21 protein-coding genes are annotated in these 25073 nt (G+C 67.3%); 17 read left to right on the top strand and 4 right to left on the bottom strand.

All coding sequences use genetic code 11. The annotated features are described in order from the left end of the window. The first annotated feature begins 19 nt into the window (after positions 1–19). The 7 genes from KCTC_RS14670 (at position 20) to KCTC_RS06110 (ending at position 13640) form a co-directional block, all read left to right on the top strand. Entirely contained in the window at positions 20–619 is a 600-nt protein-coding gene (locus KCTC_RS14670; RefSeq protein ID WP_164512500.1) for a hypothetical protein, read from the top strand. Further along, positions 616–1560 carry a J domain-containing protein gene (locus tag KCTC_RS14665; RefSeq protein ID WP_164512499.1) on the top strand — a complete coding sequence of 315 codons (945 nt, stop codon included), beginning with the start codon at positions 616–618 and terminating at the stop codon, positions 1558–1560. Before KCTC_RS14670 ends, KCTC_RS14665 begins: the two co-directional genes overlap by 4 nt. 213 nt (positions 1561–1773) lie before the next feature. Beyond that, complete coding sequence (rpoB, locus tag KCTC_RS06130; protein ID WP_231998855.1) at positions 1774–5223, top strand: DNA-directed RNA polymerase subunit beta; 3450 nt, start codon at positions 1774–1776, stop codon at positions 5221–5223. A 22-nt stretch (positions 5224–5245) separates the two neighbouring features. Further along, complete coding sequence (locus KCTC_RS06125) at positions 5246–9037, top strand: DNA-directed RNA polymerase subunit beta' (protein ID WP_125567728.1); 3792 nt, start codon at positions 5246–5248, stop codon at positions 9035–9037. A gap of 96 nt (positions 9038–9133) precedes the next feature. After that, entirely contained in the window at positions 9134–10390 is a 1257-nt protein-coding gene (locus KCTC_RS06120) for a geranylgeranyl reductase family protein (protein ID WP_125567726.1), read from the top strand. After that, a complete protein-coding gene (locus KCTC_RS06115; protein ID WP_125567724.1) occupies positions 10387–10863 on the top strand; it encodes an NUDIX hydrolase in 477 nt (158 codons plus the stop codon). Before KCTC_RS06120 ends, KCTC_RS06115 begins: the two co-directional genes overlap by 4 nt. 29 nt (positions 10864–10892) lie before the next feature. After that, positions 10893–13640 (top strand): FAD-binding and (Fe-S)-binding domain-containing protein, encoded by a 2748-nt coding sequence (locus tag KCTC_RS06110; protein WP_125567722.1) that lies wholly within the window; start codon positions 10893–10895, stop codon positions 13638–13640. Positions 13641–13724: 84 nt separating this feature from the next. On the opposite strand, the gene KCTC_RS06105 is transcribed toward KCTC_RS06110, so the two are convergent. Then, the gene (locus tag KCTC_RS06105) at positions 13725–14528 is read right to left on the bottom strand and encodes an isocitrate lyase/PEP mutase family protein (protein WP_125567720.1); all 804 of its coding nucleotides are present in this window, start codon (positions 14526–14528) and stop codon (positions 13725–13727) included. A 111-nt stretch (positions 14529–14639) separates the two neighbouring features. On the opposite strand from KCTC_RS06105, the gene tssD reads away from it, so the two are divergent. Then, positions 14640–15236 carry a type VI secretion system tube protein TssD gene (gene tssD / locus KCTC_RS06100; protein ID WP_164512497.1) on the top strand — a complete coding sequence of 199 codons (597 nt, stop codon included), beginning with the start codon at positions 14640–14642 and terminating at the stop codon, positions 15234–15236. Here the strand turns inward: tssD and serC are convergent. Then, positions 15233–16339, bottom strand: coding sequence for a phosphoserine transaminase (gene serC / locus KCTC_RS06095; protein ID WP_125567716.1), 1107 nt, complete (start codon positions 16337–16339; stop codon positions 15233–15235). The genes tssD and serC overlap by 4 nt on opposite strands. A 47-nt stretch (positions 16340–16386) precedes the next feature. On the opposite strand from serC, the gene KCTC_RS06090 reads away from it, so the two are divergent. The 3 genes from KCTC_RS06090 to KCTC_RS06080 are packed head-to-tail and all read left to right on the top strand — an operon-like array spanning position 16387 to position 17984. Next, positions 16387–16767 (top strand): zinc ribbon domain-containing protein, encoded by a 381-nt coding sequence (locus tag KCTC_RS06090; RefSeq protein ID WP_125567714.1) that lies wholly within the window; start codon positions 16387–16389, stop codon positions 16765–16767. After that, positions 16757–17242 (top strand): GNAT family N-acetyltransferase, encoded by a 486-nt coding sequence (locus KCTC_RS06085; RefSeq protein WP_231998854.1) that lies wholly within the window; start codon positions 16757–16759, stop codon positions 17240–17242. The genes KCTC_RS06090 and KCTC_RS06085 overlap by 11 nt, the downstream gene beginning before the upstream one ends. Before the next feature lie 49 nt (positions 17243–17291). Continuing rightward, a complete protein-coding gene (locus KCTC_RS06080; protein WP_125567712.1) occupies positions 17292–17984 on the top strand; it encodes a hypothetical protein in 693 nt (230 codons plus the stop codon). 60 nt (positions 17985–18044) lie between these two features. Here KCTC_RS06080 and KCTC_RS06075 read toward each other — a convergent pair whose 3' ends face one another. Next, entirely contained in the window at positions 18045–19148 is a 1104-nt protein-coding gene (locus KCTC_RS06075) for a citrate synthase 2 (RefSeq protein WP_125567710.1), read from the bottom strand. A 78-nt stretch (positions 19149–19226) separates the two neighbouring features. On the opposite strand from KCTC_RS06075, the gene pdxH reads away from it, so the two are divergent. The 4 genes from pdxH to KCTC_RS06055 are packed head-to-tail and all read left to right on the top strand — an operon-like array spanning position 19227 to position 21987. After that, positions 19227–19868, top strand: a complete 642-nt coding sequence (gene pdxH / locus KCTC_RS06070; RefSeq protein WP_125567708.1) for a pyridoxamine 5'-phosphate oxidase — start codon at positions 19227–19229, stop codon at positions 19866–19868. Between the two features lie 31 nt (positions 19869–19899). Continuing rightward, positions 19900–20325: an SRPBCC family protein gene (locus KCTC_RS06065; protein ID WP_125567706.1), complete on the top strand. Its 426-nt coding sequence runs from the start codon at positions 19900–19902 to the stop codon at positions 20323–20325. Between the two features lie 38 nt (positions 20326–20363). After that, positions 20364–20867, top strand: a complete 504-nt coding sequence (locus KCTC_RS06060; RefSeq protein WP_125567704.1) for an OsmC family protein — start codon at positions 20364–20366, stop codon at positions 20865–20867. 40 nt (positions 20868–20907) lie between these two features. Then, a complete protein-coding gene (locus KCTC_RS06055) occupies positions 20908–21987 on the top strand; it encodes an alpha/beta hydrolase (RefSeq protein WP_125567702.1) in 1080 nt (359 codons plus the stop codon). Here the strand turns inward: KCTC_RS06055 and KCTC_RS06050 are convergent, their stop codons facing one another. Beyond that, the gene (locus KCTC_RS06050; protein WP_125567700.1) at positions 21988–22626 is read right to left on the bottom strand and encodes a TetR/AcrR family transcriptional regulator; all 639 of its coding nucleotides are present in this window, start codon (positions 22624–22626) and stop codon (positions 21988–21990) included. Positions 22627–22725: 99 nt separating this feature from the next. Here KCTC_RS06050 and KCTC_RS06045 point away from each other — a divergent pair, with 99 nt between their 5' ends. Further along, positions 22726–24195 carry a flavin-containing monooxygenase gene (locus KCTC_RS06045; RefSeq protein WP_231998853.1) on the top strand — a complete coding sequence of 490 codons (1470 nt, stop codon included), beginning with the start codon at positions 22726–22728 and terminating at the stop codon, positions 24193–24195. Further along, on the top strand, positions 24192–24986 hold the full coding sequence (locus tag KCTC_RS06040) for an alpha/beta fold hydrolase (protein WP_125567696.1): 795 nt from the start codon (positions 24192–24194) through the stop codon (positions 24984–24986). The genes KCTC_RS06045 and KCTC_RS06040 overlap by 4 nt, the downstream gene beginning before the upstream one ends. The last annotated feature ends 87 nt before the right edge of the window (positions 24987–25073 follow it).

Raw genomic sequence — 25073 nt, 5'->3', positions numbered from 1 at the left:
CATGGAGCAGACTGCTCCCGTGAATTCAGCCGCGCCTCGCAACGCCCGCGTTCGTCTGATCGTGACGGTGGGGTCGGTCTTGGTGATCCTTGCCTCGATCGTGGCCATCGTGCTTGTCGTTGCCAAGCCGGCGAAGAGCGACGGCGCCGCACTGGCCGATCAGCGCGCTGCCGCGAGCTCTGCGGCCAATGCGCTGGTCCAAGGCCAGTACACCTTCGACAAGTCGATGCTGCAGGGCTCGACGATGCCGGCGTTCCGCGCCAAGGTCGAGGCCGTCGTCACGCCGAAGTACGACGTCACGTTCCAACTGCTCGCCAGCAAGGTCGAGGCCGTCGTTCAGGCGGCTGGTCTCAAGTCCACGATCGCCATCTGGTCGACCGGGGTAGCCGCGATCAGCTCAGACCGGGCGACAGTCCTGGTCGTCGGCGCGTACACGCAGTGGCTTCCGAAGACGAAGGGCGGCACGGACTATCGGTCCGCAGGAGAGGTTCCTTTCCGGGATGTCCTCAGCCTCGTGAACGTCAACGGGAAGTGGCTGGTGGACAACCAGGCTCCGGCCGAGGGCATGCCGCCCACGGCACCGCCGGCGGCATCGGCCACGAGCGGAGCGTCGAAGTGACCGACACCTGGTACGAGATCCTCGGCGTCGAGCCGACGGCCTCCGAGGCTGAGATCAAGGGCGCCTGGCGTTCCTTGGTGACCGTCCTCGGGCCGACTGACCACCGCTTCGCCGCGATCAACGAGGCCGCCAGTGTGCTGCTGGATCCTGAGAAGCGCGCTGCGTACGACGCGGACGTGGTGGACGTCGCGGCTCCCAGTGAGCCCGAGGCGGCTGCCGGCGACGATCAGTCACTGATCTTGAACGACCGTGACGAAGAGCCCGAGAGTACGTCGTCGGCCGACGAGGACGCGATCGCAGCGCCTGAGCCTGCCGAGATCGCCTCGCAGCCCGCGGGCGAGTCGTCGCACTCCGTGCGTACCGTCGTGGACGGGCTCGCCCATCCGGTGGTTGCAGCGGTCGCCGCCGTTCTCGCCGTCGCACTGGTACTGACGGCCGCCATTCTCTATCTGGTTCAGAACGACGGACCCACGGTGACCGACCGGACTGTCATGGTCAGCCTGACCGACACCCAGGGGAAGCCGATCAAACAGCAGGTGCCGACGCGTGAGACGGCGGACATCACCGCAGCCATGCAAGCAGCCGTTGCCGGGGTCCCGAAGATTCTCTCCTCTGACTACCGGACCCTCGCCCGGAACGAGGCTGAGGGCAAGGCGGTGCTCACGGCAGCCTATGCGGCCACGAGTTTCACCCCCTACTTCGACGGGTTCGTGAAGACCAACGCGCCGCGGCTGAAGCAGATCGTCATTTGCGGACCTGCGCTGGACGTCGGCGTAGTACGCACCGCTCCGAACCTGGTCGAGGTCCTGATCATGTTCGATCGGTTCTCCTCGAACACTGCCGGTTCGGCGGTCAGCCAGGACTTCGCGGACGTCACGATGATGAACCAGAACGGCGCTTGGCTGATCAGCAACTTCAGGACGACGCCGCTCGCGAAGTGATCGATGCTTGACCCCGGAGCCTTCGGGGTGCACCATCGTCGCAGGCAACCGGCCTCGTGAGTGTCACGTTCGTGACCCCGGGTTTGAGTGGCGCGCTTCACTGCGCTATCGTGGCGCTTTGCGTCGTGCCCTCAAATACTCCCCAACTGGCCGGTGGTTGGGGCAGTGGTGGGCCGAAGCGATCCGCCTTGTGATTCCTTGAAGGACCCCCTCTTGGCCTCCACGCCTCGCCGCATCTCGTTCGCGAAGATCGCCGAACCCCTCGAGCTCCCGAAGCTCCTCTCCCTGCAGACCGACAGCTTCGACTGGCTGATTGGCAACGAGGTCCACCAGGGCCGCATCGTTGCCCGTCGCGCCGCGGGCGAGGACGTCTCTGACAAGTCCGGTCTGACGGAGATCTTCGAGGAGATCTCTCCGATCGAGGACTTCTCCGAGACGATGTCGCTCTCGTTCGAGAACCCGGTCTTCTATGACCCCAAGTACACGGTTGACGAGTGCAAGGAGAAGGACTTCACCTACTCCGCTCCGCTCTACGTGTCGGCCGAGTTCACCAACAACGAGACTGGTGAGATCAAGGGCCAGACCGTCTTCATGGGCGACTTCCCGCTCATGACCGACAAGGGCACCTTCGTGATCAACGGCACCGAGCGTGTCGTCGTCTCGCAGCTCGTCCGGTCGCCGGGCGTCTACTTCGAGCGCACCGCGGACAAGCTGTCCGACAAGGACATCTTCACCGCCAAGCTCATCCCGAGTCGTGGAGCGTGGCTCGAGTTCGAGATCGACAAGCGCGACCTGGTCGGCGTACGTCTGGACCGCAAGCGCAAGCAGAACGTGACCGTCCTGCTCAAGGCCCTCGGCATGACCAACGAGGAGATCCGCGAGGAGTTCGGCCAGTTCGAGTCGATCCTGCTCACCCTGGAGAAGGACCACACGGTCACCCAGGACGACGCCCTGCTCGACATCTACCGCAAGCTCCGTCCGGGCGAACCGCCGACGCGTGAGGCTGCGCAGACGCTGCTCAACAACTACTACTTCAACCCGAAGCGGTACGACCTGGCGAAGGTTGGTCGTTACAAGATCAACAAGAAGCTCGGTCTCGTTGAGGCCTTCGACCAGCAGACGCTGACCATCGAGGACATCAAGAACGCGATCAAGTACATCTGCGCGCTCCACGCCGACGAGAAGCAGATCGCGGCTCCGGCCGGTCCGCTCGACGTCCAGGCCGACGACATCGACCACTTCGGCAACCGCCGCATGCGTACGGTCGGCGAGCTCATCCAGAACCAGCTCCGCACCGGTCTGGCTCGTATGGAGCGTGTCGTTCGCGAGCGGATGACGACTCAGGACGTCGAGGCGATCACGCCGCAGTCGCTGATCAACATCCGCCCGGTCGTGGCCGCGCTGAAGGAGTTCTTCGGGACCTCACAGCTGTCGCAGTTCATGGACCAGACCAACCCGATCGCCGGACTGACGCACAAGCGTCGCCTCTCCGCGCTCGGCCCGGGTGGTCTCTCGCGTGACCGCGCCGGCATGGAAGTCCGAGACGTCCACCCGTCGCACTACGGCCGCATGTGCCCGATCGAGACCCCTGAAGGTCCGAACATCGGTCTGATCGGTTCGTTGGCTTCGTACGGCCGGATCAACCCGTTCGGTTTCGTCGAGACCCCGTACCGCAAGGTCGAGAACGGCAAGATCACCACGCAGGTCGACTACCTGACCGCCGACGACGAGGCCCGCTTCGTCATCGCCCAGGCCAACGCTGCGGTGGACAAGAACGGCAAGTTCGCCACCGAGCGCGTTCTGGTCCGTCTCGCCGACGGCGAGGTTGCGGAGGTTCCGGCCGGAGACGTCGACTACATCGACGTGTCCCCGCGCCAGATGGTCTCGGTCGCGACCGCGCTGATTCCGTTCCTCGAGCACGACGACGCCAACCGTGCCCTCATGGGCGCGAACATGCAGCGTCAGGCAGTCCCGCTCGTCAAGAGCGACAGCCCGATCGTCGGCACCGGTGTGGAGTTCCGCGCCGCTGTTGACGCCGGCGACGTCGTTGTTGCCGAGAAGGCCGGTGTGGTCAAGGAGGTCTCCGCCGACCTCGTCGAGACGATGAATGACGACGGTACGTACACCACCTACCGCCTCGCGAAGTTCAAGCGCTCGAACCAGGGCACCTGCATCAACCAGCGTCCGCTGGTCGACGTCGGCGACCGCCTCGAGGCCGGCTCGCCGATCGCTGACGGCCCGTGCACCGACAACGCCGAGATGGCGCTGGGCGCGAACCTCCTGGTCGCGTTCATGCCGTGGCACGGTCACAACTACGAGGACGCGATCATCCTGAGCCAGCGTCTGGTTCAGGAGGACTACCTCACCTCGATCCACATCGAGGAGCACGAGGTCGACGCACGCGACACCAAGCTGGGTCCGGAGGAGATCACCCGGGACATCCCGAACATCTCCGAGGAGGGGCTGGCTGACCTCGACGAGCGCGGCATCATCCGCATCGGCGCCGAGGTTCGTACCGGCGACATCCTGGTCGGCAAGGTCACCCCGAAGGGTGAGACCGAGCTGACCCCGGAGGAGCGCCTGCTCCGCGCGATCTTCGGTGAGAAGGCGCGCGAGGTTCGCGACACCTCGATGAAGGTCCCGCACGGCGAGGAGGGCACCGTCATCGGTGTCCGCGTCTTCGACCGCGAAGAGGGCGACGAGCTGCCCCCGGGCGTGAACCAGCTGGTCCGCGTCTACGTTGCGCAGAAGCGCAAGATCTCGGTGGGCGACAAGCTCGCAGGTCGACACGGCAACAAGGGCGTCATCGCCAAGATCCTGCCGATCGAGGACATGCCGTTCATGGAGGACGGCACCCCGGTCGACGTGATCCTGAACCCGCTCGGTGTTCCGCGTCGTATGAACATCGGTCAGATCCTCGAGCTCCACCTCGGTTGGCTCGCCAAGCAGGGTTGGGACCTCAACCTGACCGGCGACGCCAAGGACAGCGACTGGGCCAAGCGCCTGATCGCCATCGGCGCCGACAAGGCTGCTCCGGGCACGAAGGTCGCCACGCCGGTCTTCGATGGTGCCCGCGAGGACGAGATCACCGGTCTGCTCAAGGCGACCCTGCCGAACCGCGACGGCATCCGCCTCGTCGGTGAGGACGGCAAGGCCCGCCTGTTCGACGGTCGCTCCGGCGAGCCGTTCCCGGAGCCGGTTGCTGTCGGTTACAAGTACATCCTCAAGCTGCACCACCTCGTGGACGACAAGATCCACGCGCGCAGCACGGGCCCGTACTCGATGATCACGCAGCAGCCGCTCGGTGGTAAGGCCCAGTTCGGTGGCCAGCGCTTCGGTGAGATGGAGGTCTGGGCCATGGAGGCGTACGGCGCCGCCTACGCCCTGCAGGAGCTCCTGACCATCAAGTCCGACGACGTCCCTGGTCGCGTGAAGGTGTACGAGGCCATCGTCAAGGGCGAGAACATCCCCGACTCGGGTATCCCGGAGTCGTTCAAGGTTCTCGTCAAGGAGATGCAGTCGCTGTGTCTCAACGTCGAGGTCCTCAGCCAGGACGGTACGGCGATCGAGCTCAAGGACGCAGAGGAAGACGTCTTCCGTGCGGCCGAGGAGCTGGGTATCGACCTGTCCCGTCGTGAGCCGTCGTCCGTCGAAGAAGTCTGAGAAGTAGAGGGTTTAGATCACTGTGTTGGACGTTAACTTCTTCGAGCAGATTCGGATCGGCCTGGCCACCGCGGAGGAAATTCGCGCGTGGAGTCATGGCGAGGTCAAGAAGCCTGAAACCATCAACTACCGCACCCTGCGCCCGGAGCGGGACGGACTCTTCTGCGAGAAGATCTTCGGCCCGACCCGTGACTGGGAGTGCTACTGCGGCAAGTACAAGCGCGTTCGCTTCAAGGGCATCATCTGCGAGCGGTGTGGCGTAGAGGTCACCCGCTCCAAGGTGCGCCGCGAGCGGATGGGTCACATCGAGCTCGCCGCCCCGGTGACGCACATCTGGTACTTCAAGGGTGTTCCGTCGCGTCTGGGCTACCTGCTCGACCTCGCCCCGAAGGACCTGGAGAAGGTCATCTACTTCGCGGCGTACATGATCACGTCGGTCGACGTCGACGCTCGCCACAACGACCTGTCGTCGCTCGAGGCCAAGGTCGGACTGCAGCGCCAGTCGCTGACGAACCGCATGGAGACCGCGCTCGCCGACCGCCAGAAGCGCCTCGAGGACGACCTCGCCGCGCTCGAGGCCGAGGGTGCCAAGGCCGACGCCAAGCGCAAGGTACGCGATGGAGCCGAGCGCGAACTCGCCTCCATCCGCAAGCGCTCGGAGGCAGAGCTCGCGCGTCTTGAAGAGGTCTGGGACACCTTCAAGAACCTGAAGGTCCAGGACCTGATGGGCGACGAGCTGCTCTACCGCGAGATGAAGCAGTGGTTCGGCAAGTACTTCGAGGGCTACATGGGCGCCACGGCGATCCAGAAGCGTCTCCAGGACTTCGACATCGAGGCCGAGGTCGAGCTGCTGCGCGAGATCATCGCCACCGGCAAGGGTCAGCGCAAGGTACGCGCCCTCAAGCGCCTCAAGGTCGTCGACGCCTTCCGCAAGACCGGCAACCAGCCGGTCGGCATGGTGCTGGACGCCGTTCCGGTCATCCCGCCGGACCTGCGCCCGATGGTGCAGCTCGACGGTGGCCGGTTCGCGACCTCGGACCTCAACGACCTCTACCGTCGCGTGATCAACCGCAACAACCGACTCAAGCGACTGCTTGACCTCGGTGCGCCGGAGATCATCGTCAACAACGAGAAGCGCATGCTTCAGGAGGCCGTCGACTCGCTGTTCGACAACGGTCGTCGTGGCCGTCCGGTCACCGGACCGGGCAATCGCCCGCTCAAGTCGCTCTCCGACATGCTCAAGGGCAAGCAGGGTCGCTTCCGTCAGAACCTCCTCGGCAAGCGCGTCGACTACTCGGGTCGTTCGGTCATCGTGTCGGGCCCGCAGCTCAAGCTGCACCAGTGCGGTCTGCCCAAGCAGATGGCGCTCGAGCTGTTCAAGCCGTTCGTGATGAAGCGTCTGGTCGACCTGCAGCACGCGCAGAACATCAAGTCCGCCAAGCGGATGGTGGAGCGCGCCCGCCCGGTCGTGTGGGACGTCCTCGAAGAGGTCATCACCGAGCACCCGGTCCTGCTGAACCGTGCACCTACCCTGCACCGTCTCGGCATCCAGGCGTTCGAGCCGCAGCTCATCGAGGGCAAGGCCATCCAGCTGCACCCGCTCGTGTGTGGTGCGTTCAACGCTGACTTCGACGGTGACCAGATGGCTGTGCACCTCCCGCTGTCGGCGGAGGCGCAGGCCGAGGCTCGCATCCTGATGCTCTCGACGAACAACATCCTCAAGCCGTCCGACGGCCGTCCGGTGACGATGCCGTCGCAGGACATGATCATCGGTCTGTACTTCCTGACCGCTGACCGTGAGAACCAGCTCGGCGAGGGTCGTGCGTTCACCTCGCAGGCCGAGGCGATCATGGCGTTCGACCGTGGGGAGATTGCCCTGCAGTCGGTGGTCAAGATCATCGTCGACGGTGAGATCCTCGAAACGACGCTGGGGCGGACGATCTTCAACGACACGTTGCCGATCGACTACCCGTACGTGAACGAGGAAGTCGGCAAGAAGCGCCTCGCGCAGATCGTCAACGACCTCGCGGAGCGGTACACCAAGGTCGAGGTCGCGGCTTCGCTCGACGCCCTCAAGGACAACGGCTTCTTCTGGGCGACCCGCTCGGGTGTCACCGTGTCGATCGCGGACGTGACCGTCCCGGCGAACAAGCAGGAGATCCTGTCGGGCTTCGAGGAGAAGGCCGCCAAGATCCAGAAGCAGTTCGAGCGTGGTCTGGTCACCGACGAGGAGCGTCGTCAGGAGCTCGTCGAGATCTGGACCGAGGCCGCGAAGCTCGTCGGTGACGCGATGGAGAAGGCGTTCGACAAGACGAACCCGATCTACATGCAGGTCACCTCGGGTGCCTCGGGTAACTTCAACCAGATCCGCCAGGTCGGCGCCATGCGAGGCCTCGTTGCGAACCCGAAGGGCGAGATCATCCCGCGCCCGATCAAGGCCAACTTCCGTGAAGGCCTGTCGGTTCTCGAGTACTTCATCTCGACCCACGGTGCTCGTAAGGGTCTTGCTGACACCGCGCTGCGTACCGCTGACTCGGGTTACCTGACCCGTCGTCTCGTGGACGTCTCGCAGGACGTCATCATTCGTGAAGAGGACTGTGGCACCGAGCGTGGCCACGCCGTCGACATCACGAGCGAGGACGTCGAGACGACTGCGTACTCGCGCAACGCTGCCTCCGCCGTCGAGGTGGATGGCAAGGTCCTGCTCGAGGCCGGTGAGGACATCGGTGACGTCAAGATCGCCGAGCTGGTCGCGGCCGGCGTGACGGAGGTCAAGGTCCGCTCGGTCCTCACCTGTGAGGCCGCCACCGGCACGTGCGCGAAGTGCTACGGCCGCTCGCTGGCCACCGGCAAGCTGGTCGACATCGGTGAGGCCGTCGGCATCATCGCGGCCCAGTCCATCGGTGAGCCGGGTACCCAGCTGACCATGCGTACGTTCCACACCGGTGGTGTGGCCTCGGCGTCCGACATCACCCAGGGTCTCCCGCGTGTCGTCGAGCTCTTCGAGGCGCGTACGCCGAAGGGTGTTGCTCCGATCTCGGAGGCCACCGGTCGCGTCGCCATCGACGAGACCGACAAGGCCCGCGTGGTCATCGTCACCCCGGACGACGGCTCGGACCCGATCGAGTACCCGGTGTCGCGTCGTTCGCGTCTGAACGTCGCCGACGGTGAGCACATCGAGGTCGGTCGCACCCTCACGGTCGGTACCCCCGACCCGAAGGAAGTGCTCCGCATCCTCGGCGTCCGCTCGGCTCAGCAGCACCTCGTGGACGAGGTCCAGGCGGTCTACAAGAGCCAGGGTGTGTCCATCCACGCCAAGCACATCGAGATCATCGTGCGGCAGATGCTGCGCCGGATCACGGTGCTGGAGTCGGGTGACACCGCGCTGCTCCCGTCCGACCTCGCCGACCGTGGCAAGTTCGAGATCGAGAACCGTCGCGTCGTGGCCGAGGGCGGCAAGCCTGCCTCCGGTCGTCCGGAGCTGATGGGTATCACCAAGGCGTCGCTGGCCACCGAGTCGTGGCTGTCGGCGGCGTCCTTCCAGGAGACCACGCGAGTCCTGACCGACGCGGCCATCAACGGCCGTTCGGACAGCCTGCGCGGTCTGAAGGAGAACGTGATCATCGGAAAGCTCATCCCGGCCGGTACCGGTCTGGAGCGCTACCGCAACATCCGTGTCGAGCCGACCGAAGAGGCGCGCGCTGCGGCGTACTCGGTGGTCGGATACGACACCTACGACTACGACTTCGGTAACACGGGTACGGGTCAGGCTGTTGCGCTCGACGATTTCGATTTCGGGTCGTACCACAACTGACCTCAGTTCGCTGAGGAGGTTTCGAAGGGCCGTCATGGGTGACCATGGCGGCCCTTCGGCGTTCTCGCGGTCGATGCGCCCGGTAACCTTCGCCCTATGACTGCCCTCCCGACCTCGACCGACGTCCTGGTCGTCGGGGCCGGTCCGGCGGGCTCCGCGGCCGCCGCGTGGCTCGCCCGTGCCGGGCGTGAGGTGACGCTGATCGACGCCGCCGTCTTTCCGCGGGACAAGACGTGTGGGGACGGTCTCACGCCGCGAGCGATCGCTGAGTTGTCGCGACTCGGACTCGAGGACTGGCTGCAGGCGCATCCGGTGAACAAGGGCCTGCGAGCCCACGGCTTCGGGCAGACACTCGAACTGCCGTGGCCGGGTCCCGGTGTAGATGGCACAGGGCTTCCCGCGTGGGGCAGCGCGGTGGCGCGTACCGAGCTCGACGACCATCTGCGTACGCACGCCGCGAAGGCAGGGGCGCGGATCGTTGACGGCGCGCGAGCCGTCGATGTCGTCCGTGACGGCGCCCGGGTGTCGAGTGTGGTGCTCAGGCTTTCGGACGGTGCGACCACGGCCATCGACTGCGAGTGGCTCGTGGTGGCCGACGGCGTACGTTCCCCGCTCGGCAAACTCCTCGGCCGGCAGTGGCACCGCGACACGGTGTACGGCGTTGCCGGGCGCTCGTACGTGGCGTCGGACCGGGCCGATGATCCGTGGATCTCCTCCCACCTCGAACTACGTGATGGCAGCGGAAAGATCCAGGCCGGGTACGGCTGGGTGTTCCCGCTCGGCAACGGGCTAGTCAATCTGGGCGCCGGCACACTCGCGACCGCCAAGCGTCCAGCCGACGTGGCGATCCGGCCGCTGATGCAGGCGTACGCGGATCAGATCGGTGCTGAGTTCGGCTTGACCGGGCCTCTGGAACGCGAGGCCTCCGCACTGCTTCCGATGGGTGGCGCGGTCAGTGGCGTGGCCGGCCCCAACTGGGCACTGATCGGCGATGCCGCAGCGTGCGTCAACCCGCTCAACGGCGAGGGCATCGACTATGGCTTGGAGACCGGACGCCTGGTCGCAGACCTGCTCGGCGCGCGTCACGACCTCTCGATCGCCTGGCCGGCACTCCTCAGCGAGCACTACGGCGAGGCGTTCTCCATCGCCCGTCGCCTCGGCCGGATCGCGACCGCTCCGCGCGTCGTTGCTTCACTCGGCCCCGCCGGGATGCGCTCGGACTGGCTGATGACGCTGGCCCTGCGCTTCATGGGCAACTTCGTGACCGATGAAGACCGCGACCGCGCCGCCCGCGTGTGGCGGTGGGCCGGTCGCCGTTCGATCACCCTCGACGACAGGCCACCGTTCCGATGAGTCCTCGCGAACCATCCAGGGGCACTCCGACGAAGGTGCAGCGGCTCGCGGCGTACGCGCTGATCACCCGGACGCGCGCGGGTGTCGAGGAGATCCTGCTGAGTCGCCTCTCCGACAAGGTCACCTCCGGCGTGCTCTGGGCGCTCCCTGGTGGCGGCGTCGAGCACGGTGAGCACCCCCGGGACGCCGTCGTACGCGAGGTCCATGAGGAGACCGGTCTCGACGTGGAGGTGGGGGAGCAGGCGCGGGTCTTCTCGCTCCACGAGCCTCGCGCCTGGCGGCCGGGGCGGCGGGTCGACTCGCACGCGGTTCGGCTGGTGTTCGACGGTGTCGTACCAGCCGATGCCCCGGAGCCGCAGACGATTGAGGTTGGCGGCTCGACCGCCGAAGCCGCCTGGGTGGCATTGGAGGACGTACGCAGCGGCAAGGTGCCGACCGTGTCGGTCGTCCGCGAGGCGTTGGGCCTGCGTTGAGGCCCTGAACGGTCTGGGAGAATCGCAGCGTGACTTCTGGAGCGTTGGCCACTGAACTGCGGCGCCGCGGGATCAGCAAGGTCGACGACTCCACGCTCGCTCGAGCTCTGTACTCCTCGGATGCCTCGTTGTACCGGGTGATCCCGCAGGTGGTCGTACGCCCGCAGCACACTGACGAACTGGTCCACCTGCACGCGGTCTCCCGCGACCTCGGCGTCCCGCTGACCCTGCGCGGCGCCGGTACCTCGATCGCCGGCAACGCGGTCGGTCCGGGCATCGTCGCGGACACCCGCGACCTGCGGGCGATCACGATCGATCGCGACGCGCGCACGGCCCTCGTCGAACCTGGTGTCGTCCACGCGGACCTTCAGCGCGCCGCAGCACCGTTCGGGCTCCGCTTCGGACCCGACCCGTCGACCCATCCGCGCTGCACGATCGGCGGGATGATCGGCAACAACGCCTGCGGTTCGCGTGCGCTCGGGTACGGACGTACGGCCGACAACGTCGAGGCGATGACGGTCATCTACGGCAACGGCGAGGTCTCGTCGGGATCGGGCGCCACCGCTGACCGCCTGGCCGCGCTGGCTGATGCCAACCTCGGCCACATCCGGACGAATTTCGGCCAGTTCACCCGGCAGGTGAGCGGCTACTCGTTGGAGCACCTGCTGCCCGAACGGCGCCGGATCGAACGCTTCCTCGTCGGGACCGAGGGATCGCTCGCCACCGTCGTCTCGGCGACGGTGCGCTTGGTCGAGGACACCGACAACCGCCGGATGCTCGTCCTCGGGTATCCGACGATGGTCGACGCCGCGGACGCGGTCCCGGCGTTGCTCGCCGTCGGCCCGATGATCGCCTGCGAAGGCCTCGACGCCCGGATCGTCGACCTCGTCCGTGGCAAAGGCGGTGCCGTCCCGGACCTGCCGCGTGGTGGCGGCTGGCTGTTCGTGGAAGTCGAAGGACCCGAGCTGCTCACGGCTCTGCGTGATGCCGCCGGTGCCCTCGACAGTCGTATCGTCGAGGATCCGGCCGAAGCCGCTGCGCTCTGGCGGATCCGCGAGGACGGTGCCGGTCTCGCCGGCCGCTCACTGCCGACCCCGGCGTACTCCGGCTGGGAGGACGCGGCCGTCCCGCCGGCTCGCCTCGGGGAGTGGCTGCGCGACTTCGACGCCCTCCTGGCCGAGTACGGCCTGCACGGCTACCCGTACGGGCACTTCGGCGACGGTTGCATGCACTGCCGGATCGACTTCCCGTTCAAGGCCGGCGACCCGGCCTCGGCGGACGTGTTCCGTGAGTTCATGACCGCGGCGGCGACGAAGGTCGGTGCGTACGGCGGCTCGCTCTCGGGTGAGCACGGCGACGGCCGCGTACGCGGCGAACTGCTGCCGTTGATGTATGACGCGGACTCGCTGCGCCTGTTCGCCGAGGCGAAGGCGATCTGCGACCCCGACGGGCTGATGAACCCGGGGATCATCGTCGAACCGGCCTCGATCACCGACGACCTGCGTCCGGTCCGGCCAGTCACGCTGCCTGCTCAAACCGGCCTGCGCCTGCTCCACGACGACGGTGACTTGGCGGCCGCCGTGCACCGCTGCACCGGTGTCGGCAAGTGCGTGGCACCCAAGGCGAACGGCGTGATGTGCCCGTCCTACCTGGCCACCCGCGACGAGAAGGACTCGACCCGCGGGCGGGCGCGCGTACTCCAGGAGGCCCTGGACGGCGCTCTGGTGCACGGGCTGGCGGACGACGCCGTCTCGGATGCGCTCGACCTGTGTCTGGCTTGCAAGGGCTGTTCGTCGGACTGCCCCAGCGGCGTCGACATGGCGACCTACAAGTCCGAGGCGCTGTTCCAGAAATATCAGGGCAAGGTACGGCCGCGGTCGCACTACACGCTCGGGCAACTGCCGAGGTGGGCACGTCTGACCGCGCCGATCGCCCGGCTGGCCAACCTGATGCTGGCGATCGCGCCGATCGCGTGGATCGCGAAGTGGTTCGCCGGCATCGACCAGCGCCGATCCATTCCGACCTTCGCGACGACGACCCTGCGGCGTGGCGACAAGCGTCGTCAGGCGTCGAGTCAGCCGGACGTGTGGATCTGGGCCGACTCCTTCACCGACCACTTCTTCCCGCGGTCGGGTCTGGCAGCGATCGAGTTCCTGGAGGCATCCGGTCTGACCGTGCGGGTCATCCAGGACGACGCCTGCTGCGGCCTGACCTGGATCACTACGGGCCAGCTCGACAAGGCGAAAGCGATCACCGAGCGTACGGTGCGTACGCTCGCGCCGTATGTCGCCTCCGGTGTGCCGGTGGTGGGCCTGGAGCCGTCCTGCCTGGCCACACTGCGCTCGGACTCCCGCGAGCTCTCTGCGCTGCCCGAGGCAGAGACCGTCGCCTCCGGCGTGCTGTCCTTCGCCGAGCTCGTGACCCGACTCGACCTTCCGCTGCCCGACCTGTCCGACGTCGAGGTGGTCGCCCAGCCGCACTGCCACCAGAGCGCGGTCATCGGCTGGAACGTCGACGAGGCGCTGCTCAAGAAGGCGGGTGCGACCGTCACCAAGGTGTCGGGCTGCTGCGGTCTGGCCGGCAACTTCGGCGTCGAGCAGGGGCACTACGAGGTGTCGGTCGCTGTTGCGGAGACGCACCTGCTGCCGGCAGTGCGTACGCACCCCGGTGCCGTCATCCTCGCCGACGGCATGTCGTGCCGTGTCCAACTGGACGACCTCGAGGACGCGCCCACCCTGCACCTCGCAGAACTGCTCGCATCGAAGGTCCGCGCGTGAACCCCAGACACCGTCGGTTGATCATCCCGGCCGCGCTCATCGCGCTTCTGCTCATCGTGCTGATCGCCAAGATCTGGAGCTGAGTCAGGCGAAGCGCCGCTGCATCTCTGCGTAGCTCATGGCCCCGTCGAGGAACGCCAGGGTGCCGGTCTCGGCGAGTTCGTGAGCCGCCCGGTCGAGCTGGGTGTACGCAGCCCGGGCAAGACTCCCGCCGAGGCTCACCCGGGTGACGCCGAGGGCGTACAGGTCCGGTGCCGGGATCGCGTTCGCCAGTCCCGCGACGATGTTGAGCGGGGCGGGAATCGCTGCAGCGAGGCTACGAATGGTGGCCGCGTCGCTCACGCCCGGCACGAAGATGCAGTCGGCACCGGCATCCACGTACGCCTGCGCGCGCTCCACGGTCTCGTCGAACGGGTTGGCGCTCGAGCCCGCGAAGTAGGTGTCCGTACGAGCGTTGAGGACGAACGTGCCTCGGGGCGCAGCGGCGCGGGCGGCTGCGACCCGTGCTGCAGCATCGTCGACCTCGAAGAGCCTGCCGTCGACCGCGTCCTCGATGTTCGCCCCGACGACGCCGATGTCGACGGCCCGATCGACGGTGCGGCCCACGTCCGCACCGGTCGCTCCGTACCCGGCCTCGAGGTCGGCAGTCACCGGCACCTGGACGACGCGCACGATCCTGGCCACGTGCTCGAGCATCGTGTCGAGATCCAGTGCTTCACCGTCGGGGATGCCGAGCGACCAGGCGATCCCGGCGCTGGTGGTGGCGATGGCGGCGAATCCGGCCTGCTCGAGGAGGCGTGCGGACCCGCCGTCCCAGGCGTTGGGGAGTACGAATCCCGGGCCGGTGTGCAGGCCCAGAAGGGCGGCCGCCTTCTCACGCGTGTTCATGTCCTCATGATGGACCTGCCGCAGTGGTTGCTCCATTGTCGGACGCGGGTCGCAGGCGCAAGGATTGCGAGTGATGGGGGGACATCGGAAGGATTTCCTGGAGGGAAAACCATGCTCGGATCCATCGCCACACCTCGCCGCACCGGATCGGTCCTCGCGCTCGCGATCACCGTCGTGTGCGTACTCGCCTTCGCCCTGCGTGGGGGCGCAGCGCATGCAGCCATTCCGCAGGTCGTCCCCGCGGGCGGCTCGCCGATCTACGGCACCTGCACCGGCCAGAAGTCCGGCGTGATCAAGGGCGACGCCACCGCCGCTGGACACGTGGGCCAGTGGAATGTCGTCTCCATCTCGGACGGACTCACGTCGCCACGCGATGCCGCGTCGGGCCTGCCCACCGGCCAGCTGCAGCACAGCCAGATCCGGGTCAGCATGCTCGCCGGCCCGCAGACCGTGCGACTCATCCAGTCGCTGACCACCAATGAAGTGCTGACCTCGTGTCAGTTCTGGTTCTACCGTCCGTCGCCGACAGGCGCCCAGACGAACTACCTGCGGATCCAGCTCTCCAACGCCGGCATCGGTTCGTACACGCTGACCGGGGTCGCGAACTCCAAGGTGGGTACGACCTTCACCTTCACCTATCAGCACATCGCCTGGACGTGGACCCAGGGCGGCGTCACGGCCTCCGACACCTGGGGCGGTGTCGCCTAGCGGTTGGCGATCGCGTAGTCGATGCTGGCGGTGAGGGCCCGGACGTCGTCCGGGTCGACCGCCGGGTAGACACCGACCCGGAGTTGGTTGGCGCCGACGCCGCGGTACGCACCGATGTCGACGATGCCGTTGTCGCGCAGCGTGCCCTGGAGCGCCTTGAGATCGATCGAGGCGTCGAACTCAAGGGTGGCGACGACGAGTGATCGCGACTCCGGGTCGGTGACGAACGGGGTGGCGTACGTCGACGCCTCGGCCCACTCATAGAGGTGGGTGGCCGAGGCCGTCGACCGGGCCACCATCCCGTCCAAGCCGCCGTTGGCGTTCATCCAGTCCAACTGTTCGGCGAGGAGGAAGAGCGTCGCGACTGCCGGCGTGTTCACGGTCTGCCCGAGCCGCGACTGCTTGATCGCCTCGGTGAGATTGAAGAACTCCGGGATGTGTCGTCCGCTGGCGGTGATCTCCTCGGCGCGTGCGATCGCCTGCGGAGACATGATCGCGATCCAGAGTCCGCCATCCGAGGCGAACGACTTCTGCGGTGCGAAGTAGTAGACATCGGTCTGGCTGATGTCGACGGCGAGACCGCCCGCCGCCGAGGTGGCATCCACGACCATCAGGCCGTCGCCAGGAACGCGTTGGACCGATGCCATCACACCGGTCGAGGTCTCGTTGTGGGTCCAGGCGTACACGTCGATGCCGGTCTCGTCGCGGGGGAGGACCCGCGTTCCGTTCTGGGCGCTGAGGACGGTCGGCGGCTTCAGCCAGGGAGCGGCCTGCGCGGCCGCGGCGAACTTGGCGCCGAACCCGCCGAACACCGCGTGCTGGGAGCGTTCGCGGATCAGCGCGTAGGTGGCGAGGTCGAAGAAGGCGATCGAGCCGCCGTTGCCGAGGACGACCTCGTACCCGTCGGGCAGGCTGAACAGGTCCGACAGGCCGGTGCGTACGCGCTGCACCAGATCCTTGACCGGAGCCTGCCGGTGCGAGGTGCCCATCAGGGTGTGCCCGCTGGCCGCGAGGGCTTCGAGCCTGCCATTGGGTACCTTGGACGGGCCCGAGCCGAATCGTCCGTCGGCCGGCAGCAGGTCAGCGGGAATCTTCAGCGGCATGCGTAGATTGTCCCAGTCGGACCGACCGACACCGATGAGGAGTCCAGATGGCCATTCCGCCGAAGCAGATCGACGAGAAGGCCAACCGCCGATCGGGGCTGCGGGTGATCGGAAGCGTGCTCGTCCTGCTCAGCATCGGGGCGGTGGCGTACGGAATCGGCCAGCTCAGCAGCACTCCGGTGACGCCGTCGGACTTCACTCAGCAGATGAACGACGCCACCAACTCGGGGAACAGCTTCACCGGCTTTGTGCTGATCGGCGGGGGAGCGATCGGAATGCTCATCGGGTTCAGTTGCTTCACCTCGACCATCGGACGTGAGGATGTGTCTGTCCGCGACACCGGCAGCGGTACGTGTCCTGCCTGCGGTCTGCTCAACGAGCCCGGCGCGAGGACCTGTGAGGGTTGCGGAGCCCCGCTTGCTCGCTGAACTGGAGATCCGGGAGGTCGCGTACACCCATGGTGACGCGCAGGCCCTGATTGCGCGCGTCCAGCAGGTGTACGTCGAGCGGTACGGCGGCGCCGACGACGACACCATGGACCCCTCGATGTTCACCCCACCCGCCGGGGCCTTCTTCGTCGGCTATCTCGCCGATGCTCCGGTCGCGACCGGAGCCTGGCGTGCCGAGGGAGTCGAGCGTCTCGGGTCGGACAACACCGCCGAGATCAAGCGGATGTACGTCGTCCCTGAAGCTGCGCGTCAGGGCCATGCCCGGACGATGCTGGCGCACCTGGAGTCGACAGCAGTCGCGGCGGGTCATGAGGTGATGGTGCTGTCGACCGGGTCCCTTCAGCCGGAGGCGATCGCCCTCTATCTGTCGTCCGGGTACGTCGAGGTCGCACCGTTCGGGCACTACGCGGAGGCCGAACTGGTGCGGTGCTTCGCGAAGCGCCTCGCCATGTGAAGCCACCGAATCCGAGCGGACGGCCCGTCCATCTGACAACATTTTCGGCATGCGCATCGCTCTTGGGACCCTTGTCGCCGCTTCACTCGCTCTGACCGCTTGCGGAGGCGGCCAGGCCGCGGCTCCCGACCCTGCGATCGCGTATTCCAAAACGGCGCCGGCGACGATCGCGACTGACGGATTCGCCGGTCTCCGTGCTGTGAAGACCGCCCGGGTCCAGGCGACCATTGTCCGCTCTGGGAAGACCGTGAAGATGGATGTGAAGATCAGCGATGCGAAGCATTGCACCGGCACGATGGTGGTGAAGGGCGCATCGGTTCAGTTCGTTGTCGACGGCGGTGTCGCCTACATGAATGCCGGCGCGGCCTTCTGGAACACGATCGGTGGCTCAGCTGCCGCGACGCTCTTCGCGGGCAAATGGCTGACCGGGTTCCCGAGCGCGGACTCGTCCCAGATCCAGGAGGGCTGCCAGTTGCTCGAACTCCTGAGCAAGAATGCGACGGCGAAGGATCGTCCACGTGCAACGGGTGTTCTCGGTACCGGCGTTGTGGGCGGCCAATCGGTGGTCCGGCTCAGCGCGGTCGATGGTGGTAAGAAGGGTGAGATCGACGTGACGGCGACGCCTCCGCACACCGTGGTGGGCATCATCGGTGGAGGCAACACGTTCACGTTGACTGACCTCAACCAGCCCGTCAGCGTGGCCGCTCCCGCGGGCGCCATCGATGTGAGCACTCTGCGTTAGGCAGACAGAAATGAAGGGGCCCGACCACCACTCGGCGGTCGGGCCCCTTCATTTCGTGGGTCACTTGCCCCAGTTGGCGTCCCAGCCGTCGATCGAGTCGGCCGGCCGGGTCGACGGGCCGACGTACACCGCCGACGGGCGGATCAGGCGACCGGTCTTGACCTGCTCGAGGATGTGCGCGGACCAGCCACCGGTGCGCGCGCAGGTGAACATCGAGGTGAACATGTGCGCCGGGACCTCGGCGAAGTCCAGGACGATGGCCGCCCAGAACTCGACGTTGGTCTCCAGGACGCGGTCCGGACGACGCTCACGCAGTTCCTTCAGCGCGGCCTGCTCCAGCGCCTCGGCGACCTCGTAGCGGGCAGCGCCGAGCTCCTTGGCCGTACGCCGCAGCACGCGGGCACGCGGGTCCTGGGCGCGGTAGACACGGTGGCCGAAGCCCATCAGGCGCTCGCCGTCGTCGAGAAGCTTCTTGACGTACGCCTCGGCGTCGCCCGACTTCTCGACGTCCTCGATCATGCCGAGGACTCGCGACGGGGCACCGCCGTGCAGCGGGCCGGACATGGCGCCGATGGCGCCGGAGAGAGCGGCCGCGACGTCGGCACCCGTGGAGGTGATCGTGCGGGCGGTGAAGGTGGAGGCGTTCATGCCGTGCTCGGCGGCCGAGGACCAGTACGCGTCGATGGCCTTGACGTGCTTCGGGTCGGCCTCGCCCCGCCAACGGATCAGGAACTTCTCCGCCAGCGTCGTGCCCTTGTCGACCTCGCGCTGCGGGACGACCGGCTCGTGGATGTCACGGGCCGACTGCCCGGCGTACGAGAGCACCATCACGGCGGCGCGGGCGAGGTCCTCGCGGACCTCCTCCGGGGTGCTGTCGTAGGTCTGCTTGAAGCCGAAGGCCGGAGCCAGCATCGCGATCGCGGACTGCAGGTCGACGCGTACGTTGCCGGTGTGCACCGGCAGGCTGTACGCCTCGGCCGGCGGCAGGCCGGGAGTGTACGAACCGTCGATGAGCAGACCCCAGACGTTCTCGAACGGGACGCGTCCCGCGAGCTCCTCGATGTCCACACCGCGGTAGCGGAGCGCAGAGCCTTCCTTGTCCGGCTCGGCGATCGTCGTCTCGAAAGCAACGATTCCTTCGAGGCCGTGATGAACCTCCACCATGACGCTCCTCCTTGGGTGTGCAAAAGTCGTCGGGTCGATTCTGCACTACTCACGGGTAGCCGTCTTACGCTGGCCAGCATGGAGACCGGTGAGACCCTGGCCGCTGCGCGCAGGGAGTACACCCGGGCGGGTCTGAGCGAGGAAGATCTCACGGCCTCACCGCTCGAATTGTTCGACCGGTGGTACGCGGAGGCGGCCGCACTGCTGGAACCGAACGCGATGGTCGTGGCCACCACCTCGGCCGACGGGCAGCCCAGCGCGCGGATGGTGCTGCTCAAGGGCGTCAGTGACGAGGGCTTCGTGTTCTTCACCAATCTCGCCTCCCGCAAGGGGGAGGACCTGGCGGCCAACCCCCGGGCAGCGCTGCTCTTCCCGTGGCATCCGTTGGAGCGACAGGTACGAATCGAGGGGACGGTCGAGACGCTCACCGACGCCGAGGTGGCTGCGTACTTCGCCACTCGCCCGCGGAGCTCCCAACTCGGCGCCTGGGCGTCACACCAGTCGCGGCCGGTGACCGGTCGCGACGAACTCGAAGCCGCGTACCGGGAGGCCGAGGACATGTTCGGTGGCGCCGAGGTCACTGTGCCTCCGGAGTGGGGCGGCTACCGCGTACGCCCGGAGACGATCGAGTTCTGGCAGGGGAGGTCTTCGCGGATGCACGACCGGCTGGTCTACGTACGCGAGGGCGACGGGTGGCGCACGCTGCGACTTGCCCCTTGACGAACGACCGGCGCAGGCGTACGCCGGTGGTATGACTCTGTTCGTGAATTCCGCGGTGATCGCCGCACCTCGCGAGCGCGTGTTCGACTACGTCGCTGAGCGCGAGAACGAGCGGGAATGGAATCCCGAGATCAAGTCCGTCGAGAAGCTCAGCGACGGTCCCATCGGCGTCGGCAGTCGTTGGCGCGCGCAGTGGAAGGGCAGTCCGGTGATCGAGGTGGAGACCACCGAGTACGACCGCCCGAACCACATGACCAACCACAACGACGGGCCGTTGGAGGTGACCGTCACGTTCACGTGCGGTCCCGCCGACGCCGACACCACCCGTCTGGATGTGGCCTTCTACGCCCAACCACACGGCGCGATGCGGTTGATGTTCCCGTTGTTCGAGCGCAGGTTCCGCAAGCAGAGCGCCGAGAACGTCCAACGGATCAAGGCTGCTCTCGAGGCCGCCTGACCCTTGTCGGCCGGTCCGTGGCCCCGGATAGTGGGCGCATGGATGCGGCGGAGTTGCGGGCGCGGCAAGCGCCGCTGAAGGAGCAGTACCGGGCCGACCCCGAGACGGCCCGGATACCGCTTCGGGCGCACGGCGATTTCCGGGACGAGCCGATCACCTGCACCATCGACGGCTTCGCCGGGCCCGTACGAGCAGGCCTGCACGCCGCGGCCGGCGGGCGTACCGACGATGCCTGCTCCGGTGACATGTTGCTGGAGGCCATCGCTGCCTGCGCGGGGGTGACTCTGCGCAGCGTTGCCACCGCGCTGGACGTTCGGTTGGGGGACATACGCGTCTCGGCGACCGGGTACTTCGACATTCGCGGCACCCTCGGCGTCGACCGGGAAGCGCCGGTCGGGGTGCAGGACGTCGTCGTCACGATCCGGGTCGAGGGCGTGGATGAGACAACGGCGGATCGTCTGGCGCGGATGACCGAGCGCTACTGCGTCGTCGGCCAGAGCCTGGCCACCCCGCCCCGGATCGTGGTCGAGACCACACCCTGACGTTTGGGTCGCCGGGACAGCCCGTACCTAGCCTGCTGTCATGCAGATCCTGACCAGGACCCGGGCCGCGGCCCAGACCGCGCGCAATGCCTGGGACGTGTCCTGGTGGGGCGGCGGCGTCGACGACAGTCAGCCGACCCCGTCGGAGACCGTGTACGACGAGCCGCACGCGTTGTTGAGGCAGTTCGCACCGTCCGCAGTTCAGACCGGCAAGCCGGTGCTGCTGGTGACCCCGTTGGCCGTCCCGGCGCGATGCTGGGACCTGCGCCCCGAGCAGAGCATGGTGGCGCACCTGACCGGCTTCGAGAGCGGTACGCCGGGCCGCCCGACGTACGTCATCTCCTACGGCGCGATCCGGTTCGCCGATCGCGCGATGGGGTACGAGGACTGGCTTCAGGAGATCATTCCGAGCGCGATCCGGGCGATCTCCGCTCGTCACGACGGCAGCGACGTCCACCTTGCCGGTTGGTCGCTGGGCGGCCAGATGGCCCTGCTGACCGCGGCCTCCGAGCCGACGCTCCTGATCGCGTCGGTCGTCGCCCTGGGCGCACCGATCGACTACGCATTCAACCCGGCTGCGGCGCCGTTGCGCTGGCTCGACGACCGGCTCGGCAGCACCGTGATGACGGCCGGCACCGGTCTGCTGGGCGGCGTCCCGGCAGTCCTCGTGCAGGCGCTCTACCGAGGGATGGCGCCGACGCGCGAACTCAAGAAGCCGTGGTTCCTGCTGAAGAACCTCGGCGATCGGGAGGCGCTGGCGCGCTCAGGCGCGATCGATGCCTTCATGTCGGACATGCCCGGCTACCCGGGCCGGTTCTATCACCAGCTGCACACCCGGATCGTCGTCCGCAACGAGATCGCCCGGGGCGTACTCGACCTCGGCAAGGGCGTCACCGTGCGCACCGACCGCCTGCGGGTGCCGTTGCTGTTCGTGGGCTCGAAGACCGATGCGATCGTGGCCGGTCCGTGCGTCGAGGCCGGCGTACGCGCTTTCCCGAAGGCAGCTTCGGCGGAGTACGTCGCGGTCGACGGGCTCAGCCACCTGGGTCTGATCGCCTCGGCCGGAGCGCGTACGCAGTCCTGGCCGGCGGTCGCGGCCTTCCTTGCCGCGCACGACTGATCAGGCGGCCATCGCCCGCAGCAGGGCGATGATCCGGTCGATGCCCTGACGGCGGACCGTTGGATCCGCGTCGCCCAGACCCAGCAGCGGGTCGAGGTAAGCGTTGTGGGGCGCCAACGCGGCCTGCGGGAGGACCATCAGAAGGAGGGCCAGGACGGCCTCGATGTCGGTGTCCCGACCGACCACGCCGAGATCCTGTCCCAGGGTCAGCAGCGGGCGCAACGAGTCGATGTAGAAGTCGTTGACCGCCCGTCGGATTGCAGGCCGAGCGGCGCGCTCGGACTCGAGGTTGACTGCCTCGGTGAAAGCCCGCTCGAGCGGGTGAGTGAAGAAGTAGGCCTGCCAGTGGACGAGCAGGTCGGTCATCGCCCCCCAGTAGTCGCCAGCCCAGTCGGCGGACGCGATGTGTTCGGCCATTGCGTCGCGTACGCGGGTGGAGGCACGCTCAGCCATGTAGGCGTAGAGGTCGGCCTTGTCGGTGAAGTATTGGAACAAGCTGCCCTTCGCGACTCCGGCGTTGCGGGCGATCGCGTTCAGGCTCCCGCTGGAGAACCCGTGCTCGGCGAACTCGTCCTCAGCCGCGGCGATCACGGCGTTGCGACGCGCCGGATCGAGGCGTTCCCAGGTCGGAGTCGGCATCGGTCCTCCACACTCTTGCGATTTCGGCTGTGCTCACCCTAGAGTATGACCACTGGTCATATGACCGCCGGTCATAAGTGCTCCCGTCCCGGAGGAATCGTGTCGAACTCATCACCCTCGATCGTCATCATCGGAGCCGGCTTCGGCGGCATCGCCGCCGCGATCGAGCTGAAGAAGGCCGGGTACGACGACATCGCGATCCTGGAGAAGGGCAATGACGTCGGGGGAGTGTGGCGCGAGAACACCTACCCGGGCGCTGCCTGCGACGTGCCATCGCCGTTCTACTCCTACTCCTTCGCGCCCAACCCCGCCTGGGGCAAGCGGTACGCGCCGCAGCCGCAGATCCTGGACTACGCCCGCCAGGTCGCCGAGGACTTCGACGTGCGGCGACACGTGCGTACGAACACCGAGGTGGTCGCCGCGGAGTGGAATGACGGATCCGGCCAGTGGCACGTGATCCTCAAGGACGGCTCGGAACTGGTCGCCGACGTGCTGGTGCCGGCCATGGGCCAACTGTCCCGACCGGCGCTGCCGCGGATCACCGGCCTCGACACGTTCGCAGGCCCGGCTTTCCACTCGGCGCAGTGGGATCACAGTGTTGACCTGGGCGGCAAGCGGGTGGCGGTGATCGGGACGGGAGCGAGCGCGATCCAGTTCGTACCGCAGATCCAGAAGCAGGTCGCCCACCTGGCGCTGTTCCAGCGCACGGCGCCGTACATCTTCCCGCGGATGGATGCGGCCTACGGCCCCCAGCACCACAAGGTCTTCGAGAAGCTGCCCTTCACCCAGCGTGCCGAGCGCGTCGGCTGGTGGGGCTATCTCGAGTTCGTCACCACCTCGATCCTGTACGCCAGGCCGATGGCGGCCGTGATGTCGCGGGTCAGTCGGCGGCACATGAAGAAGCAGGCCTCGGCGAAGCCGGGGCTGTTCGAGAAGATCTGGCCCGACTACCCGATCGGGTGCAAGCGGATCCTGCTCTCGGACAACTACGTTCCAGCGCTCGCGCAGCCGAACGTGGATGTGATCACCGATGAGGTCGCCGAGGTCACCCCCACGGGCGTACGCACTGTCGGCGGAGTCGACCACGAGGTCGATGTGCTCATCTATGGCACGGGCTTCACGACGACCGAGTTCCTGGCGCCGATCACGTTCCGCGGCCGTGGTGGCATCGAACTGGCCGACCAGTGGTCAATCGGCGCCCAGGCGTACTTCGGCCTCACTGTCCCGAACTTCCCGAACATGGCGATCATGTACGGCCCCAACACGAACACGGGCGGCGGATCCGTCATCTTCTTCCTGGAGACCCAGGCGGCGTACGTCAAGGACTACGTCCGGGCGTTGGTTGAGGCCGGCGAGCCGTTGGAGGTACGCGCCGAACTCGCCGATGCATTCGATGAGGAGACCCAGAAGCGGCTCTCCACGAGCGTGTGGACCGAGTGCACGTCGTGGTACCGACAGGCTGACGGCCGGATCACCCTGAACTGGCCGGGGCTGTCGACCGAGTACCGCCGCCGGGCCGTCTTCAAGCTCGACGACTACACCGCTGCCCCTCAGGGGGTCCGTGCGTGACCGTCAATGTCGAGCGCCGCGGATCGGGTACGCCGGTCGTCCTGGTGCACGGGATCTGCAGTCGCTGGCAGGCCTTCGAGCCGATCATCGACGCGCTCGCGGCGCATCACGAGGTCATCGCGATCGATCTGCCCGGGTTCGGCCTCTCGCCCTTGCAGGACGGTGTCGTGCCGGGTCCGTACGGCTTCGCTGACTGGCTCGAGGGCTGGCTCGCGGAGCAGGGCATCGTCAAGCCGCACGTGGTCGGGAACTCGATGGGCGGCGGCATCGCGCTCGAACTCGGCCGACGAGGCGTCGCCGGGTCGGTGACGGCGTTCTCGCCGATCGGGTTCTGGCAGAAGCCCGGACTGGGCTGGAGCCAGGTGCTCTTCAAATCACTCGGGGCGCTGACCGCGGTGGCCGGACGACTGCTGCGTGCGGGGCTCCGTCTCGGGCCGATCAGGGCGCTGACCCTTGGACTGTTCATCGCTCACCCGGTACGGATGGCGGCCTCGACCGCTCGCCTCCACCTCGACGGCTTCATGGGCGCAACCGGGACGGCGCAGGCCCTCGAGGGCTTCAAGGCGTACGTCCTGACGGACGCCGATGAGCCGGGGGAACTGCCCCAGATCCCGACGACGATCGCCTGGGGCGACCGGGACCTCGTCCTCACCTACTGGACCCAGGCGAGGCGGGCGCGAAAGATCCTGCCGTTCGCGCGCCACCTCGATCTGGCCTCGTGCGGGCACGTTCCGTTCGAGGACGACCCGGTGGCCTGTGCCGCAGCGGTCCTGTCGACCACCGGCGGCTGAGGCACGCTTCAGCCGCGTCGGGCCTCCGCGGTCAGCCCGCCTCCCGAGCCCTGTCCGTGAATCGTCCGAACGTTCGGACGCCCGGTC

The sequence above is a fragment of the Nocardioides baekrokdamisoli genome, assembly GCF_003945325.1.
In the GTDB taxonomy this organism is placed as follows: domain Bacteria; phylum Actinomycetota; class Actinomycetes; order Propionibacteriales; family Nocardioidaceae; genus Nocardioides; species Nocardioides baekrokdamisoli.
This window is presented reverse-complemented; position numbering and strand designations above follow the sequence as displayed.

Excerpts from the sequence above, each read along its gene's own strand:
- KCTC_RS06120 (WP_125567726.1), top strand. The coding sequence starts at position 9,134 with ATGACTGCCCTCCCGACCTCGACCGACGTCCTGGTCGTCGGGGCCGGT.
- KCTC_RS06115 (WP_125567724.1), top strand. The coding sequence starts at position 10,387 with ATGAGTCCTCGCGAACCATCCAGGGGCACTCCGACGAAGGTGCAGCGG.
- KCTC_RS06105 (WP_125567720.1), bottom strand. The coding sequence starts at position 14,528 with ATGAACACGCGTGAGAAGGCGGCCGCCCTTCTGGGCCTGCACACCGGC.
- tssD (WP_164512497.1), top strand. The coding sequence starts at position 14,640 with ATGCTCGGATCCATCGCCACACCTCGCCGCACCGGATCGGTCCTCGCG.
- serC (WP_125567716.1), bottom strand. The coding sequence starts at position 16,339 with ATGCCGCTGAAGATTCCCGCTGACCTGCTGCCGGCCGACGGACGATTC.
- KCTC_RS06090 (WP_125567714.1), top strand. The coding sequence starts at position 16,387 with ATGGCCATTCCGCCGAAGCAGATCGACGAGAAGGCCAACCGCCGATCG.
- KCTC_RS06080 (WP_125567712.1), top strand. The coding sequence starts at position 17,292 with ATGCGCATCGCTCTTGGGACCCTTGTCGCCGCTTCACTCGCTCTGACC.
- KCTC_RS06075 (WP_125567710.1), bottom strand. The coding sequence starts at position 19,148 with ATGGTGGAGGTTCATCACGGCCTCGAAGGAATCGTTGCTTTCGAGACG.
- pdxH (WP_125567708.1), top strand. The coding sequence starts at position 19,227 with ATGGAGACCGGTGAGACCCTGGCCGCTGCGCGCAGGGAGTACACCCGG.
- KCTC_RS06065 (WP_125567706.1), top strand. The coding sequence starts at position 19,900 with ATGACTCTGTTCGTGAATTCCGCGGTGATCGCCGCACCTCGCGAGCGC.
- KCTC_RS06060 (WP_125567704.1), top strand. The coding sequence starts at position 20,364 with ATGGATGCGGCGGAGTTGCGGGCGCGGCAAGCGCCGCTGAAGGAGCAG.
- KCTC_RS06055 (WP_125567702.1), top strand. The coding sequence starts at position 20,908 with ATGCAGATCCTGACCAGGACCCGGGCCGCGGCCCAGACCGCGCGCAAT.
- KCTC_RS06050 (WP_125567700.1), bottom strand. The coding sequence starts at position 22,626 with ATGCCGACTCCGACCTGGGAACGCCTCGATCCGGCGCGTCGCAACGCC.